This window comes from Streptomyces sp. MB09-02B, assembly GCF_033794485.1.
In the GTDB taxonomy this organism is placed as follows: Bacteria; Actinomycetota; Actinomycetes; order Streptomycetales; family Streptomycetaceae; genus Streptomyces.
Genome location: NZ_JARGEE010000155.1, coordinates 1 through 19285 on the forward strand (window position 1 = coordinate 1; position 19285 = coordinate 19285).

The window sequence follows — 19285 nt, forward strand, 5'->3', positions numbered from 1 at the left end:
CCGAACAACCCCCCGCTCCCTCCCCCTGACCGCCGGAGGCATACCGTGGGGATTCGCGCACGGGCGACCCCCACGCGACATCGGGAGCGAGGAGACAACGGGATGGACGGCAGCCGCACCGCACTGGTGGAGGACCTGATGGAGAGGTTCCCGCACGTGCCACGGGAAGCCGTCTTCAAGGAGGACCTGCTCAGGGGCGGCGTGGCCTTCGACGCCTCCGCGCTGAGCGACAACGAGAAGGGCGAGGTCAAGCCGAAGTCGTACTTCATCTTCTCCTTCGACCACGGCACCCTCCCCGAACTGGGCGAGGCCGCCCTGCGCCGCCCGCCGGAGGAGATCATCCTCACCGGCGGCCCGTACGACCTGCGGCGCACGGTCGTCTCCGTACGGGTCAACCCGTCCTCGCCGTACCGCGTGGCCGCCGACGCGGACGGCCTCCTCGGCCTCTACCTCGACGGCAAGCGCATCGCGGACGTCGGCGTCCCGCCCATGCCGGAGTACTACAAGCACACCCTCTCCAACGGGAAGTCCGTGATGGAGGTGGCCCCCACCATCCAGTGGGGCTACCTCATCTATCTGACCGTCTTCCGCGTCTGCCAGTACTTCGGCGCGAAGGAGGAGTGCCAGTACTGCGACATCAACCACAACTGGCGCCAGCACAAGGCGGCGGGCCGGCCGTACACGGGCGTGAAGGACGTCGACGAGGTCCTGGAGGCCCTGGAGATCATCGACCGGTACGACACGGCGAAGACGTCCACCGCGTACACGCTCACCGGTGGCGCGATCACCAAGACGGTCGCGGGCCGCGACGAGGCCGACTTCTACGGCCACTACGCCAAGGCCATCGAGGAGCGGTTCCCGGACCGGTGGATCGGGAAGGTCGTCGCGCAGGCGCTGCCGCTGGACGACGTCAAGCGGTTCCACGACCACGGCGTGAAGATCTACCACCCCAACTACGAGGTGTGGGACGAGTACCTCTTCAAGATGTACTGCCCCGGCAAGGAGCGGTACGTCGGCCGCGACGAGTGGCACAAGCGCATCCTGGACTCGGCCGGGGTCTTCGGCGCGCGCAACGTGATCCCCAACTTCGTGGCGGGCGTGGAGATGGCCGAGCCCTTCGGCTTCAAGACGGTCGACGAGGCGATCGCGTCGACCACCGAGGGCCTGCGCTTCTTCATGTCGCAGGGCATCACGCCCCGCTTCACCACCTGGTGCCCGGAGCCCACCACCCCCCTCGGCAAGGCCAACCCGCAGGGCGCGCCGCTGGAGTACCACATCCGGCTGCTGCAGGCCTACCGCGCCACGATGGACGAGTTCGGGCTGTCGTCGCCGCCCGGATACGGTCCGCCCGGACCCGGCCGTGCCGTCTTCTCCGTCAGCTCCTTCATGGACAGCCTTCCGGCCGTCGAGGAGGTTCCCGCCGAGTAACTCCTGTGGCGGTTGAGTCGATCGGGGTCGGCGTACGTACAACTCAACAGTGTGACCGCTGGTAACCGCATGTGAAGACGCAGCTTGTCAGTTGTGTGGGAAGCGTGAAAAGCTCTGGGGCACCGCAAGGTGGTCCCCCCAACTCCCTTGGATCCACAGGGTAGTTGACTACTTTTGCACACTTCCCCCCTCGCTCTGTTGGATGCAGGAGACCCATGCCCGACCTGCCGAAGCCCCAGGACGCCGCCGAGGCCGCGCTGTTCTCGGAGTGCTGGGACGCGGTCCTGTCGTACGCCGACCTGTGCACGTCCGGTTCGGCCGCGGCGACCCAACTGGCCACCGAGGCCTTCACGAACGGCATGCACGAGGCACACGCCCTGGAGTACGAGGCGGGGGCCGACCGAGGTGCCGGACGACGCGCCCTGCGCCTGCCTCGAATACCGTTCCTCCTGACCTGGGTCAGGACCACCGCCGCCGCCTGGGAGACGGGCGGCCAGGGCCACCGGCTCGACCCCGAGCTGCGCCTCTGGCTCAACTCGGACAAGGCCGCCCGCTACACCGGCCCGCCGCTGTACCGCCCGCTCGCCCTGCGCGCCCTGCGGGACATGCAGGAACCCGACGCGGCCCTGCTGTGGCTGGCCGAGGTCGAGTCGCTGCCGCTGGGCTCGGTGGCCCGCCGGCTCGGCCTCGACCCGGCGGTCGCCGGATCCGAACTCGACCAGGTACGGGCGCTGTTCCGGGACCGCTGTCACCGCGGCCAGATCGACGCGCCGCTGCACGCCGACTGCCGCACCTACGCCCGGCTGCTGGACGCGGTGACCCGCTCGCCCGGGACCGACACCCCCGACGACCTCTCCCGCCACCTCGCCACCTGCGTGCAGTGCGCCGAGGCCGCGGCCTGCCTCGGCCTGCACGGCGGCGGACTGCCCGCCGCCCTCGCCAGTGGTGTGATCGGCTGGAGCGGACTCGCCTACCTGGAGCGCCGCCGCCGCGCGGCCGACGCCGGACTGCTGCCCGGGCGCGCGGACTCCACCGGCACCGACCGGGGCTTCTCCCCGGGCAGGGAAGCGAGGCCCCGGTTCAGCCGGAACGGGCTGCTCGCCGGAGCCGGACTCGTCTCCGTGCTGGCGCTCGCCGTCTCCCTCATGCCGTTCGGCGACGACGAGCCGGTCGTGGAGGGCTCGTCCGCGGGCGAGTCGTCGGTGGTGCAGCAGGACCCGAGGTTCCCGGTGACCGGGGCCCCGTCGGGCGGGGAGTCGTCCGAGCTGCAGAGCACGTCGCGGCCCGAGGCGGCCGGTTCCGGCGACGAGGACGACGAGAGTGACAAGAAGGACAAGAACAAGGGCGGCGGCAACAGCAACGAGGAACCCCAGGGCGACGCCTCGACGCCCGCCCGCGTCACCCACCAGCCGGTCGACCCCGGCAAGTCGTCCGACGCCACCTGCCACGTCCGCTACCAGGTCGTCAACGAATGGCCCGGCGGCTTCCAGGGCGCCGTCACCGTCACCTCCACCAAGGCCCTCGACGGCTGGCACATCGCCTGGACCTACGCGGCCGACCAGCGCGTGACCCAGATGTGGGACGGGACCTTCGACCAGGAGGGCTCCAAGGTCACCGCCACCTCCGCCGACTACAACAAGACCGTCGCCGCCGGCGGCACCTTCGGCGTCGGCTTCCTCGGCATCTGGCAGGGCTACGACAACCCCGCACCCGTGGACTTCACCCTCAACGGGAAGAAGTGCGGCCGCGCGGACTGAGCGCGGGGCGTGGCGCACTTCGCTCAGTGCTGGAGCGTCTGGTGCGCGGCTGCTACGGCTCTCGACTGAACTGATGCCCTACCGGGTACGAGTAAAAGGGCGTTTCGATCGTTTCCTTTCGGCGAATGGTCCATTGCAGATCCGTATGGAGAGCACGGGGGTGGCTGATGGATCCGGTGTCACTGGGGTTGCTCGCGGCCCTGGCCGGCGGTGCCGGCGGGGAACTCGGACGCGACGTGTGGGCCGGGCTGACGGCCCTCGTACGACGTCCGTTCCGGCGGGGTGAGGGCGAGGGAGCCGCACCGACGGTCAGTACGGGGGTGCCGGAGCTGACGCGGCTCTCGCAGGACCCCGACGACCAGCTGAGCGCCCAGGCGCTGAGCACGGCTCTCGCGGTGAGGGCCGCGCTGGACTCGGACTTCCACATGGCCCTCGTGGACTGGCTGAGGCAGGCGCAGACGGTGCCCACCGACGAGGGAGCGGTGCACAACACGATCAGCGGTGGCACCCAGTACGGGCCGGTGGTGCAGGGCCGGGACTTCTCCGGCCTGATCTTCACCTCGACGCCGGCGCGGCCGCCCCGTCCGGCCGGCGACGAAGGCCATCGGGACGACACCCCTGGATGATCGGCGGCGAGCTGCTGCACTGGCACTCGGTGTCGTCCGGGTACTCCGCCTGGGCCGCACCGGCCGAGACCGATGGTCAACCGGTCGACCCGGAGGCGCTCCACGGCATGGAGTGACCCGTGCACACAGGCTGCCGTAATTCGGTGGCGCCGCGGCCTGAACGTCTCTAGTGTCAGTGCTGTTCGAGCGGTGACCGGAGGTTGCCGCAGGTGACTTGGCTCGGTTCGGGAGGTGTGAACGATGGCTGTCATTGCGATGGGCGCTGCCCGCATCCAGGAATCCATCCAGTCCACCTCCGTGGCCTCCGGCTGACCTCACTCTTCTCCCGCGCCAGTGAGCGCGGTGCCGGGGCCACCTTGTGAAGGGTCACCCCCTTGTCTCTCTCCTCTTTCCCGGGCTCCTCCCTGTCTTCCTCCCACCCCCTCCTGCCGTACGGCTGGGACGACTCCTGGGCGGATGCCTTCGCCCCGTACGGCGCCGAGGGTCTGATCGCCGGGCGGGTCGTCCGCGTCGACCGCGGGCAGTGCGACGTCGTCACCGCGGACGGTCCGCTGCGGGCCGACACCGCGTTCGTCACTCCCCACGACCCCCTGCGGGTCGTCTGCACGGGTGACTGGGTCGCCGTCGAACCCACCGGCGACCCCCGGTACGTCCGCACGTACCTGCCCCGCCGCAGCGCCTTCGTGCGCTCCACCTCCTCCAAGCGCGCCGAGGGACAGATCCTCGCCGCCAACGTCGACCACGCGGTCGTCGCCGTGTCGCTCGCCGTGGAACTCGACCTCGGCCGCGTCGAACGGTTCCTCGCGCTGGCCTGGGAGTCCGGGGCCCAGCCGGTGGTCGTGCTCTCCAAGGCCGACCTCGTGCCGGATGCCGCCACCCTGGGGCATCTCGTGCAGGACGTGGAGACCGTGGCGCCCGGCGTCCCCGTGCTGACGGTCAGTTCCACGCACGGCGAGGGCCTCGACGTCCTCGCCGCGGTGATCTCCGGCGGCACCTCCGTCCTGCTCGGGCAGTCCGGCGCCGGCAAGTCGACCCTCGCCAACGCGTTGCTAGGCGACGACGTCATGGACGTCCGGGCCACCCGCGACGTGGACGGCAAGGGACGGCACACCACGACCACCCGCAACCTCCTCCCCCTGCCCGGCGGCGGAGTCCTCATCGACACACCCGGGCTGCGCGGCGTCGGACTGTGGGACGCCGAGACCGGGGTCGGGCAGGTCTTCTCCGAGATCGAGGAACTGGCCGCGGACTGCCGCTTCCACGACTGCGCGCACCTCGCCGAGCCCGGTTGCGCGGTCCTCGGCGCGGTCGAGTCCGGTGAACTGCCCGAGCGGCGGCTCGACAGCTACCGCAAGCTGCTCCGCGAGAACCAGCGGATCGTCGCCAAGAGCGACGCGCGGCTGCGGGCGGAGATCCGCAAGGAGTGGAAGCGGCGGGGCGCGGAGGGCCGCGCCGCCATGGAGGCGAAGAGGGGTGGTGCGCGGTGACTCCTGGGTGCGGGTGAGTGGGGGCTTGTCGCGCAGTTCCCCGCGCCCCTGAACGGCGAGGGCTTCGCCCTCTGCCGTTCAGGGGCGCAGCCTCATGTCCGAAATCCGCCAGCCCGGCGCCTCCGCGTCGTCGACACTTGGTGTCATGAAGGACGAAGACACCAGGTACGAGGCCGTGCGGAGCAGGGACGGCCGGTTCGACGGGGAGTTCTTCTTCGCCGTCGGGACGACCGGGATCTACTGCCGACCGAGCTGCCCGGCGGTGACGCCGAAACGGGAGAACGTCCGCTTCTACGCGACCGCGGCCGCCGCCCAGGGTGCCGGGTTCCGGGCCTGCCGACGGTGCCGGCCGGACGCCGTGCCCGGGTCGGCCGAGTGGAACGTGCGCGCGGACGCCGTGGGCCGGGCCATGCGGCTCATCGGGGACGGCGTCGTCGACCGGGAGGGCGTCGCCGGGCTGGCGGTGCGGCTGGGGTACAGCGCGCGCCAGGTGCAACGGCAGCTCACCGCCGAGGTCGGCGCCGGGCCCGTCGCCCTGGCCCGCGCCCAGCGGGCGCACACCGCGCGCGTCCTGCTGCGGACCACCGCCCTCCCGGTCACCGAGATCGCCTTCGCGTCCGGCTTCGCCAGCGTGCGCCAGTTCAACGACACGATCAGGGCCGTGTACGCCATGACACCCAGCGCCCTGCGCGCCGGCGCACCCCGGCGGTCCGTCGGCTCGCCCACGGCCGGCATCCCGCTCCGGCTCGCGTACCGAGGCCCGTACCAGTCCACCGCGCTCTTCGACGTCCTGGCCGCCGAGGCCGTCACCGGCGTCGAGGAGACGACCGGCGTACGCGGCCACCGCACCCACCGGCGCACCCTCCGTCTCCCGTACGGCAGCGGGATCGCCGAGGTCGACGAGCGACCGGGAAGCCGCACCGACGGCCGTTCCGGCGGCTGGCTCGACGCCCGGCTCCACCTCACCGACCCCCGGGACCTCACCACCGCCGTGCAGCGGCTGCGACGGCTGTTCGACCTGGACGCCGATCCGTACGCCGTGGACGAGCGCCTCGGCGAGGACGCCCGGCTCGCCCCGCTCGTCGCCGCCAGGCCGGGGCTGCGCTCACCGGGCACGGCCGACCCGGAGGAGTTCGCCGTACGGGCGCTCGTCGGGCGCGCGGAGGCGGAACGGCTCGTGCGGGCGTACGGCAAGACGCCGGACGCTCCGCAGGGGACGCTGACGCACCTGTTCCCCGAACCCGGAGCGCTGGCCGACGCGGGCGGCCCGCTCGGCGCCCTCGCCACCGCCCTCGCCGACGGCACCTGCCGCCTCGACGTCGGCGCCGACCGGGACGCCACCGAGGCGGCCCTCCTGGCGCTGCCCGGCCTGGACACCCGTACCGTCGCCGCGATCCGCACCCGCGCCCTCGGCGACCCGGACGTGGCACCCCCGGGCGAGGCCGTGCCGGACAGCTGGCGGCCCTGGCGGTCGTACGCCGTCCAACACCTACAGACACAGGATCAGGGAGTTCAGTCGTGAGCACCGAGCAGCGGACGTACTACACCGTCGTCGACAGTCCCGTGGGGCGACTCCTCCTCACGGCCGACGAGTTCGGCGCCCTCACCACCCTCTCCGTACCGGAGCAGAAGGGCGGCCGGGTCCCGCTGCCGGGCTGGCTGCGCGACCCGGCCCCCTTCCGGGCGGCCGAGGAACAGCTCGCCGCCTACTTCGCCGGTGACCTGAAGGAATTCAGACTGGAGCTGCGCGGCGAGGGCACGGAGTTCCGGCGGCGGGTCTGGGCCGCGCTCGACGACGTCCCGTACGGCGCGACCATCACGTACGGGGCCGTCGCCGCCCGGATCGGCGCACCCCGCGCCGCCGTACGGGCCGTGGGCGGCGCGATCGGCGCGAACCCCCTCCTCATCGTCCGCCCCTGCCACCGGGTGATCGGCGCGGACGGCACCCTCACGGGGTACGCCGGCGGCCTCGACCGCAAGCGCCTCCTCCTCGGTCTGGAGGGCGTGCTCCAGCCGTGACGGCCCGGCTCGCGCCCGTCCCGGCCGGCTCAGCCGCCGAACACCACGCCCACCCACGCCCCCGTCACCAGCAGGCAGGCGAAGAGTTCCGCCAGGACGCTCGAACCGCCCGAGCGCATCGCCGTGCGCGTCGCGGCCCTCGCCGCGCCGGGGTGACCGAGGCGGAGCCGTTCGGAGAGGTAGATGCCGCCGACGAAGCCGGGGATCGCGCCGAGCACCGGGACCAGGACGAAGCCGAGGAAGGCCCCGGCCCCCGCGTACACGCCCATGCGCGGGGTGGCACCGCTCTCCGTCAGGCGCCGGGGCGGCAGGACCCAGCGCACGGCCCGGGACGCGAGCAGCACCGTGGTGGCGCCCACCAGCACCCACCACGCGATGGGACGCGGCTCCTCCAGCGCCCACCACATGACCCCGGCCCATACGAGCCAGGACCCCGGAACACCGGGCACCAGCACTCCGCACAGGCCGAGCAGCAGTACGACCCCGACCAGCAGGAGTTCCCACGCTCCCATCTGCCCAGGGTGCCGGACGGTGAGAGAAAGCGCAGGTCAGGACTGTCAGTGCCGGGTCGGTCCCAGGTCAGTCCCGGGTCACCCAGGCCCGCTCGTACGCGTGCCAGCCCAGCTGCAGCCGGGTCGTCACCCCGGCGAGCTCCATCAGACCCTTCACCCGGCGCTGCACGGTCCGCAGGCCCAGCTCCAGCTGCTTGGCCACGCTCGCGTCCGTCATGCCGGCCAGCAGCAGGGAGAGAATCTCGAGATCGGTGTCGTCGGGGGCGTCCGGGAAGTCCTCGGTGACCCGGCCGGAGCCCAGACGCAGGGGGAGGGCCTGCCGCCAGACCGACTCGAACAGGCCCGACAGCAGCTCCAGCAGACCGCTCGCGTGGACGACGAGCGCGGCGGGCTCGGCGGTGTGCGTGGTGAGCGGGACCATCGCGAGCGTCCGGTCGGCGATGACGAGCTTCGTCGGCACCTCGTCCATGACCCGCACCCGCTCCTCCCGGCCCAGCGCGGCCGACAGCTCGGTGAGACCCGCGTCCTCGTCCAGGACGGCCCGTTCCACCACCACGCGGTAGCCGACCCCGCGACCGGTCGCCTGCTCCTCCGCGGGGTTGTTCTCCGGCCCCGAGACCGCGATGGGAGCGCCGGTGACCATCGCGCAGACCTCCTCGGTGGCGCCGAGCTGGAGCTGCAGGAAGCGCTGCGCTATCGCGGCCGAGCCGATCACCACCTCGACCAGGTCGTGCGCCGCGGGCTCGGCCGCGCTCGCCCGGTACTCCTCGGCGAGCAACGCCGCCGTCAGCTCGGCCTTCTCCAGCTCGTGCCGCCGCTGGGTGAGCAACGCGCCCAGGGCCACACCGGGGGGCGCGGCGACCCAACGGCCGGGGCGCGCGGAGGACTGGGCGGCGAGACCGTGCCGCTCCAGTCGACGCAGCGCGCGCTCGGTGTCGTGCTCCCCGAGCGCGAGCCGGCGCGCCAGGTCCGGTACGTCGGCGGCGCCCACGGACACCAGGGCCCGGTACGCCGACTCGTGTGTCTCGTCGAGACCGATCGCTCCCAGCATCCGGCGACGCCGCCCCTCACTCGCCGCGCCCTTCGGCGCACTTCCGCGTCGGCCCATCATCACCGCACCGCGCGTCCCCCCGGCAGGCGGGGTCGCACAGCGCGATCCCAGGAACGTGCCGCACACTCGGGCCGACCGGCAGATCGCGTGACCGGCAGATCGGCAGATCGGCAGTCCGGCCGACGCGCCCGCGCCGCGCCCCGGTCACCCCGGCGCCGCCGGGCGGTTTCTCCTGTGGGGGTGGCACCGCCCGGCGGTCCGCACCGGCGCGATGCCGCGCAGCGTGCGCTCCCGGGCGTGCCTCCCGACGCCCCCACCTCCCTCATTTCCCGCATCCCGCGCATTTCCCGCATCTCCCACGGTCCTCTCGACTCCCTTGCCTCGCACCGGAGTTCGGTGTGTAGTCCGACACGCCGACGGGGCGTCGGCTCCGTGGGCCGATTTTCCGGATGCCCCGTTTTCATACGGCTCCCGAGGTGGACAATTAGGGGCATGAGCCAGCAGGGGGAGAGGCCGACCGGTCACGAGGACGACTGGTGGCGGCAGTTGTACGACGACGCGAGCGGGGACACGGGCCCCTCGGTGGCGGCCGATTCCCTCGACGACCGCTTCGCCTCGGCAGCGGACACGGTCGGGCCGAGCGGCTCGCGCAGGCCGGACGATCCGAACGGGCCGGGTTCGTCGGGTGCGTCGGGGACGTCGGGACCATGGGGGGAGTCGGACGGGACGACGCCGTCCAGTCCCGCGCGTACGTCGAGCGCGTCGGGCTCGCCGCCGGGGGCGCGGGGCGCGTGGGGAGCCGTTCCCGGTACGTCGGGCGCCTGGGCGGCTGTGCCGGGTGCGTCGCCTGCCAGAGGGGAGCCGGGACGAGGACCGGGCCGGACGGAGGCCGGGTCGGGGAGTGGGGAGGGCAGGGCGGACGGTCCCGGAGGCGGACCGGGCCGAACGGCCGGATCGCGCACCGGCGCGAACTCGCCGAGCGGCCCGCGCACGGTCCCGCAGGACTCTGTCCCCGCTGATCCCAACCCGGACACCCCGGGCGCCCTCTCCGACCGGGTGCCGCCCCAAGGCTCGCCGAGGGGCTTCGACAGGCACGAAGACCAAGGCGGCCGGGACGACGCGGGCGGACGCGAAGGCCAAGGCCGGCGGGACGACGCGGGCGGGCGTGACGGCCAAAGCCGACGGGGCGACCCGGGCTCTCGGCCGACCACCCCTCCCGACCCCGCGCCTGCGCCGCCTGCTGTCCCCCCGTACCCGCCGTCGAATCCTGATCCCGCGTCGTCTGCCGATGCCGGCCCGGGTGGGGCGTCCGGCGTCGGTTCCCTGTCGCCCGGTGGTTCTCTGCGTCCGCCGCCGGGTCCCGATGCCGCCGACCCTGTCGACGCCGGCCCTCGCGGGCCGTCCGACGCCGGCTCCGCTTCGTCCGTCGAGCCCGGTTCCGTCCCGTCCGTCGAGCCCGCCGGGCGGCCACTCGTCCCGCCCGTCCCGCGTCGACCGTTCGTGTCCGCGAGGGACCCCCGCCTCGGCGGGCTCGCTCCGCAGCCCGCGCCCTGGGAGCCGCCGTCGGCCCAGCCCTCGGGGCCCGTGACCTTTCCGCCCGGGCCCACACCGCCGGGCTTCCGCGCGGCCATGCCATGGCGCCGACCGCCCGCCCGGAGCCCCCATGAGGCGCCGCCTTCCATCCCCGCGCAGCCACCCGCTCCCGAACCCTCCGACGCCCGGCCGCCCACCCGGCTCGACATCCCCACCCTCCAGGCGGACGAGGTGTCGCTCGTCGACGAGAGTGGACGGGTGCGGGTCGAGTACGTGGGGTCCGGCCCGCCCACCTACGACGCGGAGCCGACCGCGTTGCCGCCGGCGGATCCGGAGGACCTGGGGGACCTGGTACCGGACACGGTGCTGGACGGCGCGCGCTACGGAGCGTGCACGCTGCGCGCCGCGTCGCTGCGCGGGGACTCCGCGCGCTACCGGGGCGAGCAGCGCCGCGACGCGCTCCTCACCGCCCGCTTCGGCCTCGGCGAACAGGCACTCGTCCTGGTGGCCATGGCGACCGGCGCCCGGGCCACCCCGGGGGCGCAGCGCGCGGCGGCGGAGGCGTGCCGCTGGATCGGGCGGGCCGTCGGGCTGAGCCATGTGCGGCTGGTGGAGGACATCCGGGCCGCCCGGCGCGGCGATCTGAAGTCGGGGCTGCACCGCCTCACCGACCGCAGCCTCGGCAAGCTCCGCGCCAGCGCCGTCGAACAGGGGCTGGACCCGGAGGAGTACACGGCGAGCCTGCGCTGTCTGCTGCTCCCGGCCGACCCCGGGTGCCGTACGCGAGTGTTCTTCGGGGTCGGCGCGGGCGGGCTGTTCCGGCTGCGGGGCGGCGAGTGGCAGGACATTGAGCCCCGGGTCGCCGACACGGCCGGTGCCCCGGTGGTCGGCTTCGGCTCGCTGCCGCACGAGACCCCCGACGGCGACCGCCTGACCATGGACCTCGGCATCACGACACCCCCGAGCCCGTACGAACCCGCTCCCGCCCCGCCCCGCGAACCCTTCCGCTTCCGTGCCTCTGTGGCTCGCGAGGACGACGTCCTGCTGCTGTGCACGGGCGGTCTGGCCGAACCCTTGCGCGGGGAGCCGCCGCTCGCCGAGCATCTGGCGGCCCGCTGGGGAGCCGCCGAGCCGCCCGGTCTCGCCGCCTTCCTCGCCGACGCCCAGGTCAGGGTCAAGGGGTACGCGGACGACCGTACGGCCGCCGCCGTGTGGGAGGCCTGACGGCGTCCACCGGCGGACGGGGAGGGGCGTCAATCAGCCGCGCCCGGGCGTGAGTTGGCCTGTACCAGCGCGCGATTCCGGCCAATCAACATCATCGGGGGGAGTGGTCCGCCCCGGCCGGGGTATACGGCGCCCCCACGCCCGTCGAGTCACGCTGGCACACGGCTGGATCGGTAGCCCCGCATGGGCAGTTGGGGTCCACGGCCGGGGCGCTCCGGGCCGCCCGGTAAGAGGCGGGCCGCCGGGTTCGTAGGCCTGTGCGGGGGTTTCACGAGGAGGGAAGCGCTCTCACACGGTACCGACAGCTGGCTTGACTCTGTGCGTTTGAAAGCGTACGGACGGTCGTTGACGATTCGACATGAGTGCCGCGATCCGGACGGGGCATGGATCCCCGTGTACGTGTTCGAGCAGGAGGGGAACAGTCATCGGCGCGTGGGCGGGGGTCATGAAGAGGCAGGCACGAGGGGGCGGTCCCACGGCGATCGGGGCCTCCTCGGCAGAGGTGGAGGAGACGGTCGGCGACGCGGTGGACAAGGCCGGCGCCGAACAGCTCAGGCACAGACTCGGGCGGGCCGACCTGAGGGCGGTGCCCGAGGCCCGCAGGGCGTTGCGGGAGCTGCTGCGGCAATGGGGGCGTCCGGAAAGATCGGAGATAGCGGAGCTGCTCACGAGCGAGCTTGTCACCAACGCGATCATCCACACCGACCACGACGCGGTGCTGACCGCCACCGTCTCGTCCGACGGACTGCACGTGGAGGTACGGGACTTCGTGGGACGCAGACCCCGGCCGAGGGTGCCGCCCCCCGACGACAGCACGCACGGACGCGGTCTCCTCCTCGTCCAGTCCCTCGCCGACGCCTGGGGCGTACGGGCGCACGGGGTGGGCAAGGCGGTGTGGTTCGACCTCGACGGCGGGCTCACCTAGGACGCACCTGGGGGACACCTGGCCCCCTCGACGTGGACGACGGACGACGGACAACGGACAGGGGCGCGGCTCGCTGCCGCGCCCCTGTCCGATGTGGCTCGTACCGCTCAGCCGAACTGCTGCTCCAGGTCCTTGAGCTTGCGCTCCAGGGAGTCGAGCCGCGGCAGGGCCATGGTGTCGTCCTCCGCGGTGAGGTCGACCGTGATCGACTTGTCAGCGCCGTTGCGGACGGGCTGCAGGGAGGGACGGGTGCGCACGGGCAGTTGCTCGGGCGTGGATATGGCGGAGTCCGAGGCCACCTGGGCCGCCGGGACACGCTCCACGGTGGTGTCGACCTGGCGTCCGCCACCGCCACCGCCGCCGCCACGACCGGGCAGACCCCGGTGGCCCCGGCTGATCGCCTTGAGGTGGGCCCGCTCCAGACGCTCCTGCTCGCGCTTGCGCGACCGGTTCTCCTCCTTCAGCCGCTTGTCCTCGCGGACCTCGTCCACGGCCTCGTCCAGGCTGCGCACACCCTCCAGGAGCATCAACGACCAGGCCCTGTACGTCTCACGCGGGGCCCGCATCCAGCGGACCACCCGGATCTGCGGCAGCGGACGCGGCACGAGGCCCTGCTCGCGCAGTGCGGCACGGCGGGTCTGCTTCAGCGCGCGGTCGAAGAGCACCGCGGCGGACAGGGACATGCCGGCGAAGAACTGCGGGGCGCCGTCGTGGCCGAGACCCCTGGGCGCGTGCACCCAGTTGAACCAGGCCGCCGCACCGGCGAACGTCCACACGAGTATGCGGGAACCGAGAGCCGCGTCACCGTGGCTGGCCTCGCGCACCGCGAGGACCGAGCAGAACATGGCGGCACCGTCCAGCCCGAACGGCACCAGGTACTGCCATCCGTCGGTGAGGCCCAGATTCTGCTCACCGAAGCCCACCAGGCCGCGGAAGGAGAGCGCGGCGGCGACCGCGGCACAGCAGAAGAGGAGAATGTAGGAGAAGAGGCCGTAGAGGCTCTCCTTGCGCCTGCGGCGCTCCTCGCTACGTTCCCAGGAATCCTCGGTCTTCGCGTGCTCCCCGGAGCGCTTGCCGCGCGCGAGCACCGCAACCGCCGCCAGCATGCCCAGGAGCAGTACGGCGCCCGGAAGCAGCCAGTTCAGCGATATGTCGGTCAATCTCATCAGGGGTCCCTTGCATTGGGATAGGGCGTAACGCCCGCCATAGTGGCCCAATCCTCGCGGCCCTCAGGGGGTTTCGGGGCAAGAGACCGCCAAAGAAGTGCAATGAGTGACGCCAGGCGGCATTCTGCTCGAACTACCGCGCGAGGGACGGGAGTTGAGTGCGAGTGAGATTACCCGTTCGAGTGGTTCCACGGAAAGTTCCTGCGACAAGTGAGGAATTTGTGAACCACCTGTAACCCAACGAGGGTCCCACCCGGAGTGGATCTTACGGCACATGCCCCGGGCGATCGCCGGGGGGTCGACCCGGCGTGCGGCCCCCGGCGGCTGCGAGGGGCGTGGGCCGGTGGTGGGGGGCGTCGGCCGGCAGTGGTGAGGGGCCGTCGACCGGTGGCGGTGAGGGGCCGTCAACCGGCAGTGGTGAGCGGCCGTCAACCGGTGGCGGCGGCCGTCAGTTTGGAGATCCGCTCCGACTCGCAGGTGCGCGGGCAGGTGACGCAGGTGTCCTCCGGGACCAGCGTGTAGAACATGCAGCAGCTCGCCCGGTCCCGGGTGGGCAGCGACTCGCCGCCCGGGCCGGTCAGTTCACGGAAGCCCGCGGCGCCCACGTACGGCCGGGTCGCGCCCGGGAGCAGCAGTTCCAGCTCGCGCCGGCAGCGCTCCTGCTCGTCGGGGCCGAGGAGTTCGGCGACATACCAGATGCCCTCGACGATCTCGTCGGTCGCCATGCCCCACAGCGCGCGCCCGCGCCGCCGCATCCGCGGACCGAAGCCGCCGAGGACCGGTTCTATGTGCGCGGCGAAGGCGTCGCGCACCTCGGCCCGCAGCGCGTCCTCGTCCGCGACCACCCGGGCGCCGGGTTCGCCGGCCGCCGGGTCGTCCGGCAGGCAGCTGAACGTTTCACCGCGCACCACCAGCCTGCTCTGCTCACGCTGGAACGCCACGTGCTCGGCGGGGAAACGCGGCACCCGGCGCTGGAGGAACCAGGGCACCGTGAAGAGCAGGCAGGCGTACCAGGAGTAACGGTGCAGTCCGAAGGTCGCCACCACGTCCGGGCGGCCCTTTCGGCCGTGGTCCCGGATTATCTGGGCCTCGTCCCATGCCAGGAACGCGTCGAGCTCGGCTCCCGCCGCCGCGAGTCCGGCGGCGGAGACCCATCCCTCACCTTCGGGCAATGGATCAGTGAGGGAGAGTTCCGTCACGCTGATCATGGGCAGGACCTCGGTGAGGCGTGCGTATGCCGCCGCCACGGGCGACCTGCGTGAAGTGGGTGCCGGTGCCGGTGCTGACTGGGGCATACGGGGACCGCCGTTTCACCATCGCTGCCAAGTAAGGCTTACCTTACCCGAGGTGGTCGAGGTTTGAACTGGGGGCGTGTGCGCCTATCGTGCTTTACGACCGGTAACAACCCGAGTAGTGACTAACCGCCCCCATGTATCCGGTCGGCCGCACTGCTCGACCCACTCGACGCTCGACTCGGCTCGGAGGAGGACCCGTGGAGCAGGCCGGACCGCGCCCGCGCGAGGCCACGGCCATGAGCGCGCCGGACCCCGCTGCCGCACGTCCGGCGTCGGTGTACCGCGTGCCCGCCCAGCCCGGGGTCGCTGATGTCGACCGGGAGCGGGGCATCGCGGCGGACGCTGCCGCTGCCGCGGCGCGCGACGACAGCGGCCCCGGCGTCGACGCGGCCCGGGGCGAACACACGCACAGCGAGGTCCCGATCCCGCTGCCGCGCGGCCAGGGACGCCCCGTCGTCCAACGGGCCTCCGTGCGGGGGCAGATCCTCGACGCGCTGCGGGCCGCGCTCGCCGGCGGGGAGCTGACGCCGGGCGAGGTGTACTCCGCGCCCGCGCTGGGTGAGCGGTTCGGGGTCTCCGCGACCCCCGTGCGCGAGGCGATGCAGCAACTGGCCATCGAGGGCGCGGTCGAGGTCGTGCCCAACCGCGGCTTCCGCGTCGTACGGCGGGGCGCCCGGGAGCTGGCCGAGCTGGCGGAGGTGCGGGCGCTGCTCCAGGTGCCGGTGGTCATGCGGCTCGCGCGCACCGTGCCGGCGGACCGCTGGGGTGAACTGCGGCCCCTCGCCGACGAGACGGCCCGGGCGGCGTCCTCCGGGTGCCGCGCGACGTACGGCGAGGCGGACCGGGCCTTCCACCGAGGGGTGCTGGGGCTGTCCGGCAACGAGCAGCTGCTGCAGATCACGGACGACCTCCACCGGCGTACGCAACTGCCGCTGGGCGGCGCTCACGTGGGGGTCGCCGGGGGCGGTGGCCGAGTGGAACTGATGGCGGACGCGGCGGAGCACATCGCGTTGCTGGACGCGTTGGTGGCAGAGGATCTTGAGGCGGCGTGCTGTCTGGTGGAGCGGCATTTCGGGGTGGGGGGCTGAGGGTTCGTCGGCGGGTGCGAGTGGTTCGTGGTTGCTCGCGCGGTTCCCCGCGCCCCTGAAAACCAGGCCCGCGGGCCCAGGTTCTGTCCGGAGTTCGGATCGCGGGTGTGGTGCGATGCTGTAGAGCCAGAGCATCGCACCACACAGGTGCATCCGGCTTCGTGGTTCTCCGGGCTCTTGTCGTACCGGGTCGCGACCGGTCTCCTTCCCGATGAGCAGGTCAATCTCCATGAACACGCCTGGGTCGTGTGGTCCGACCTGAGCACGTTGGCGGATCGAATCGAGCCGCCGACATTGATGTCCGTTCTCGCTGCCCTGGTACCGGACGGTCCTTGGCGCGACCTGGTGCGTTGACTGGGAACCCTTCGGTCATGCCGCCTTCGCCAGTGCGCGTCCTCTTCAACGGATGCCTTTCTCGCTGCGGATACGGGCGCGTTCTCGGCGTTCTGCGGCGAGGACGTCGGGGTGACGTACGTGGGCGTTACGCCGGCGCAGGTAGCGGTGGAGCGCGCGGGGCTGGACGGTGTGGTCGGGATGGTTGGGTGGCCAGAGGCGTCGGCCGGGGTGAGTAGCAGCGGTAGTAGGCGAGTTCGCCTGTGCTGCGGTTGCGGCGGATCAGCAGGTGGCGCTGACCGGGGGCGGTATCGGGCATGTCGATGTGGGCCCAGTCGTAGAAGCATTGCCCCTTGGCGCCGCCCTCGGCGGACAGCTTCTGCCAGGCCCGCTCAGGGATCTTCCTGGCCAAGGCGTCCGCACGGAACTTACCTGCCTGGGTGGTGACTTCGTGGGTGCGGACGACCGCGAGGACGTAGCCGGTGCCGCGTACCTCCAGGGCGGCGCGCAGTTTCGGGTTGCCGCCGTAGACCTCGTCGCCGGCCACCCAAGAGTCGTGGTGCCGACCTCCAGGAACCGGACAATCATGCGGGCGGCCAGTTCGGGCTCGGTGGCGAACGCGGTGTCGGGGTCGAGTCCGGCCGCGCGGCAGCGGTCGGGCTGGTCGGTCCAGGAGCGCGGGATGCACAGCTGGCGGTCCACAGCGGTGTGACCGCGCTGACCTGCGTATACCAGGTAAAGGGCGACTTGGGAGTTCTCGATCCTGCCCGCGGTGCCGGTGTACTGACGTTGGACGCCGACGGTGCAGGTGCCCTCCTCACGTCACCGGTCTCATCGACCACAAGCACCGCCTGCTCGTCGTGCAAGTGCTCGACCACATAGCTGCACAGGTCATCGCGGACGACGTCGGCGTGCCACTTGGCCCGGTTCAGCAGGTGCTGCATCCCGTCCGGGGTCGCCTCGCCGGCCCACTCAGCGATGGTCCAGCAGTTCTTTCGGGGCAGGTCCGAAAGCATGCCAAGCACCAACCGCCTTATCCGGCGCCGGGGTTAACCCGGACGAACCGGCTCGCGATCCGGCCCATCAGGCCCTCGAACGTCTTCTGCCACCGGGCAGGGTCTACGCTGTGTCCCGCAGCCACCGCATGATCTTCAGTCTTCACACACCGATGATCAACGGTGGCCGCACCCGTCTTCCTACCGGGTTGGAGTGGGGTGCGAAGTGTCGACATCGTCTGAGTTCCGTGGCTTCGATCTGGTGCGGCGTGGCTATGACCGCCATCAGGTCGATCGCTATCTCAAGGCCCTGTCTGAAGCCGACTCGCCGGTCGGCCCGCCGCCGTTCCGGATCGTGGGGCGGGGCTACGACCGCCATCAGGTTGACGTACGCATCAGGGACCTGTTGGCGGACAGAGGCAACAGCAGCTAAAGGTTGTCCCGTAATTGATCTTGCTGAGGCTGTGGTTGCCCTGCTGGACAGGGATCGATGCGCTGGTGACGATGTGACGTCACGTTCGACTCCGACGTTGAGAGCATCGATGAGCCTGTCGTATCGCGCCCGGGTAGTTGCCCTCCTCGGCGACTCACCTCTCACCTCGGAGGCCGTCATCACGGATGTCCGGCATCTGTTGTCACACGGCGAAGAGGGGTTGGCCTTCGACACCATGTGCTCGTGGATCTATGAGGATGCTCTGCCGATCACGCGAGAGTATCACTCACGGCTTGTAGTGATGGCTGACGAACTCGGCACTCCGCGGTCCGTGCGGCGTCTCGAAGAGCTTCTGACCGACTGAGGACGTCCCCGCCTAGTGACTCCGAAGTGGGACGATCTTGATGTGGCTGGTGTGATCACGGCGTCGGAGCCGTCCTGGGTAGCCCCGTTCACCGGGTTGAGCCCGCGCTGCTTCGGCAAGTTGGTGGCCGCGGTGCGCCGCGAGACCATGCTCGACGGGCATCGCGGTCGGCCGTGAGGGCTGCCGTTGGAGGACCGGATCCTGCTGGTCGCGGCCTACTGGCGCACGAACTTGACGCTGCGCCAGCTCGCCCCGCTGTTCGGAGTCTCGAAGTCGGCAGCGGACCGGATCATCGACCATCTCGGGCCGTTCCTCGCGCTCCAGCCTCGCAAGCGTTTCGCGAAGGACGCCGTACTCATCGTGGACGGCACTTTGGTGCCCACCCGCGACCGCACGATCGCCGAGCAGTCGAAGAACTACCGCTACTCCACGGCCCACCAGGTCGTCATCGACGCCGACACCCGCCTGGTCGTCGTGGTCGGCCGGCCGCTGCCCGGTAACCGCCACGATTCCCGCGGCTGGGACGAATCCGGCGCCAAGGACGCCGTCGGCAAGACCATGACCATCGCGGACGGCGGATACCAGGGCACCGGCCTGGTCATTCCGCACCGCCGGACCAAAGGCGAGGACCTCCCGGCCTGGAAGGAAGAACACAACCGCTCCCACAAACGAGTCCGAGCGCGCGTCGAGCACACCTTCGCCCGTATGAAGAGCTGGAAGATCCTGCGCGACTGCCGTCTCAAAGGCGACGGCGTGCACCACGCCATGCTCGGTATCGCTCGCCTGCACAACCTCAACCTCGCTGGATGAAAAGCAAGTTCGCACAACAGCCGTCCTCGCCGACACCAGCCTCAAGATCACTTACGGGACAGCCTTTAACCATCCGCGTCCCACCAGGCAGTCCTGTCTTCACGTCCAAAGCGGCAAGATGACGATCTACTGCTGGAGTACTAGTACTCCAGCAGTACTTCGTGGCTTGACCTGGGGAAACGTCGAGCGGTGGGAGTGTAGCGGGCAGGATGCCGTCACGGACGGCTTCTGCCCGCACA

Annotated in this window: 16 protein-coding genes and 3 pseudogenes; 12 read left to right on the plus strand and 7 right to left on the minus strand. The window is 71.6% G+C overall.

What is annotated here, in order from left to right:
* Nucleotides 1-102 precede the first annotated feature (102 nt).
* From P1P70_RS21825 to P1P70_RS21850, 6 genes are all read left to right on the plus strand, one after another.
* Nucleotides 103-1428 (plus strand): radical SAM protein, encoded by a 1326-nt coding sequence (locus tag P1P70_RS21825; protein ID WP_319240331.1) that lies wholly within the window; start codon nucleotides 103-105, stop codon nucleotides 1426-1428.
* Between the two features lie 215 nt (nucleotides 1429-1643).
* Entirely contained in the window at nucleotides 1644-3185 is a 1542-nt protein-coding gene (locus P1P70_RS21830; protein WP_319240333.1) for a cellulose-binding domain-containing protein, read from the plus strand.
* 167 nt (nucleotides 3186-3352) lie between these two features.
* Nucleotides 3353-3811 carry a hypothetical protein gene (locus P1P70_RS21835; RefSeq protein ID WP_319240335.1) on the plus strand — a complete coding sequence of 153 codons (459 nt, stop codon included), beginning with the start codon at nucleotides 3353-3355 and terminating at the stop codon, nucleotides 3809-3811.
* Nucleotides 3812-4185: 374 nt separating this feature from the next.
* Entirely contained in the window at nucleotides 4186-5298 is a 1113-nt protein-coding gene (gene rsgA / locus P1P70_RS21840) for a ribosome small subunit-dependent GTPase A (protein WP_319240337.1), read from the plus strand.
* Nucleotides 5299-5443: 145 nt separating this feature from the next.
* Entirely contained in the window at nucleotides 5444-6820 is a 1377-nt protein-coding gene (locus P1P70_RS21845) for a DNA-3-methyladenine glycosylase 2 family protein (RefSeq protein WP_319240338.1), read from the plus strand.
* Nucleotides 6817-7317, plus strand: a complete 501-nt coding sequence (locus P1P70_RS21850; protein ID WP_319240339.1) for a methylated-DNA--[protein]-cysteine S-methyltransferase — start codon at nucleotides 6817-6819, stop codon at nucleotides 7315-7317. Before P1P70_RS21845 ends, P1P70_RS21850 begins: the two co-directional genes overlap by 4 nt.
* Before the next feature lie 29 nt (nucleotides 7318-7346).
* Here P1P70_RS21850 and P1P70_RS21855 read toward each other — a convergent pair whose 3' ends face one another.
* The 3 genes from P1P70_RS21855 to P1P70_RS21865 all read right to left on the minus strand — a co-directional run bounded on the left by P1P70_RS21855 (nucleotide 7347) and on the right by P1P70_RS21865 (nucleotide 9872).
* A complete protein-coding gene (locus tag P1P70_RS21855; protein ID WP_319240340.1) occupies nucleotides 7347-7829 on the minus strand; it encodes a DUF456 domain-containing protein in 483 nt (160 codons plus the stop codon).
* Between the two features lie 67 nt (nucleotides 7830-7896).
* On the minus strand, nucleotides 7897-8880 hold the full coding sequence (locus P1P70_RS21860) for a helix-turn-helix domain-containing protein (RefSeq protein ID WP_319240341.1): 984 nt from the start codon (nucleotides 8878-8880) through the stop codon (nucleotides 7897-7899).
* 521 nt (nucleotides 8881-9401) lie between these two features.
* Nucleotides 9402-9872 carry a hypothetical protein gene (locus P1P70_RS21865; protein WP_319240355.1) on the minus strand — a complete coding sequence of 157 codons (471 nt, stop codon included), beginning with the start codon at nucleotides 9870-9872 and terminating at the stop codon, nucleotides 9402-9404.
* A gap of 64 nt (nucleotides 9873-9936) precedes the next feature.
* Between P1P70_RS21865 and P1P70_RS21870 the strand changes: the two genes are divergently transcribed.
* Nucleotides 9937-11637 carry a protein phosphatase 2C domain-containing protein gene (locus tag P1P70_RS21870; protein WP_413471513.1) on the plus strand — a complete coding sequence of 567 codons (1701 nt, stop codon included), beginning with the start codon at nucleotides 9937-9939 and terminating at the stop codon, nucleotides 11635-11637.
* 445 nt (nucleotides 11638-12082) lie between these two features.
* Nucleotides 12083-12562 carry an ATP-binding protein gene (locus P1P70_RS21875; RefSeq protein WP_319240343.1) on the plus strand — a complete coding sequence of 160 codons (480 nt, stop codon included), beginning with the start codon at nucleotides 12083-12085 and terminating at the stop codon, nucleotides 12560-12562.
* Nucleotides 12563-12669: 107 nt separating this feature from the next.
* Here the strand turns inward: P1P70_RS21875 and P1P70_RS21880 are convergent, their stop codons facing one another.
* Both P1P70_RS21880 and P1P70_RS21885 read right to left on the minus strand, forming a co-directional pair.
* Nucleotides 12670-13728: a DUF2637 domain-containing protein gene (locus tag P1P70_RS21880; RefSeq protein ID WP_086804578.1), complete on the minus strand. Its 1059-nt coding sequence runs from the start codon at nucleotides 13726-13728 to the stop codon at nucleotides 12670-12672.
* A 428-nt stretch (nucleotides 13729-14156) separates the two neighbouring features.
* Nucleotides 14157-15023: a (2Fe-2S)-binding protein gene (locus P1P70_RS21885; RefSeq protein WP_319240345.1), complete on the minus strand. Its 867-nt coding sequence runs from the start codon at nucleotides 15021-15023 to the stop codon at nucleotides 14157-14159.
* Between the two features lie 197 nt (nucleotides 15024-15220).
* Here P1P70_RS21885 and P1P70_RS21890 point away from each other — a divergent pair, with 197 nt between their 5' ends.
* Nucleotides 15221-16111 (plus strand): GntR family transcriptional regulator, encoded by an 891-nt coding sequence (locus P1P70_RS21890; RefSeq protein WP_319240347.1) that lies wholly within the window; start codon nucleotides 15221-15223, stop codon nucleotides 16109-16111.
* Between the two features lie 399 nt (nucleotides 16112-16510).
* Here the strand turns inward: P1P70_RS21890 and P1P70_RS21895 are convergent.
* A pseudogene (locus tag P1P70_RS21895) lies at nucleotides 16511-16651 on the minus strand (IS630 family transposase); the annotation flags it as partial.
* A 1-nt stretch (nucleotide 16652) separates the two neighbouring features.
* A pseudogene (locus P1P70_RS21900) lies at nucleotides 16653-17528 on the minus strand (IS701 family transposase); the annotation flags it as partial.
* 137 nt (nucleotides 17529-17665) lie between these two features.
* On the opposite strand from P1P70_RS21900, the gene P1P70_RS21905 reads away from it, so the two are divergent.
* The 3 genes and pseudogenes from P1P70_RS21905 (at nucleotide 17666) to P1P70_RS21915 (ending at nucleotide 19046) form a co-directional block, all read left to right on the plus strand.
* On the plus strand, nucleotides 17666-17872 hold the full coding sequence (locus P1P70_RS21905) for a hypothetical protein (protein WP_319240349.1): 207 nt from the start codon (nucleotides 17666-17668) through the stop codon (nucleotides 17870-17872).
* A 109-nt stretch (nucleotides 17873-17981) separates the two neighbouring features.
* Nucleotides 17982-18236, plus strand: coding sequence for a MafI family immunity protein (locus P1P70_RS21910; RefSeq protein ID WP_319240351.1), 255 nt, complete (start codon nucleotides 17982-17984; stop codon nucleotides 18234-18236).
* Between the two features lie 42 nt (nucleotides 18237-18278).
* Nucleotides 18279-19046 (plus strand): annotated as a pseudogene (locus tag P1P70_RS21915) (transposase).
* Nucleotides 19047-19285 lie beyond the last annotated feature (239 nt).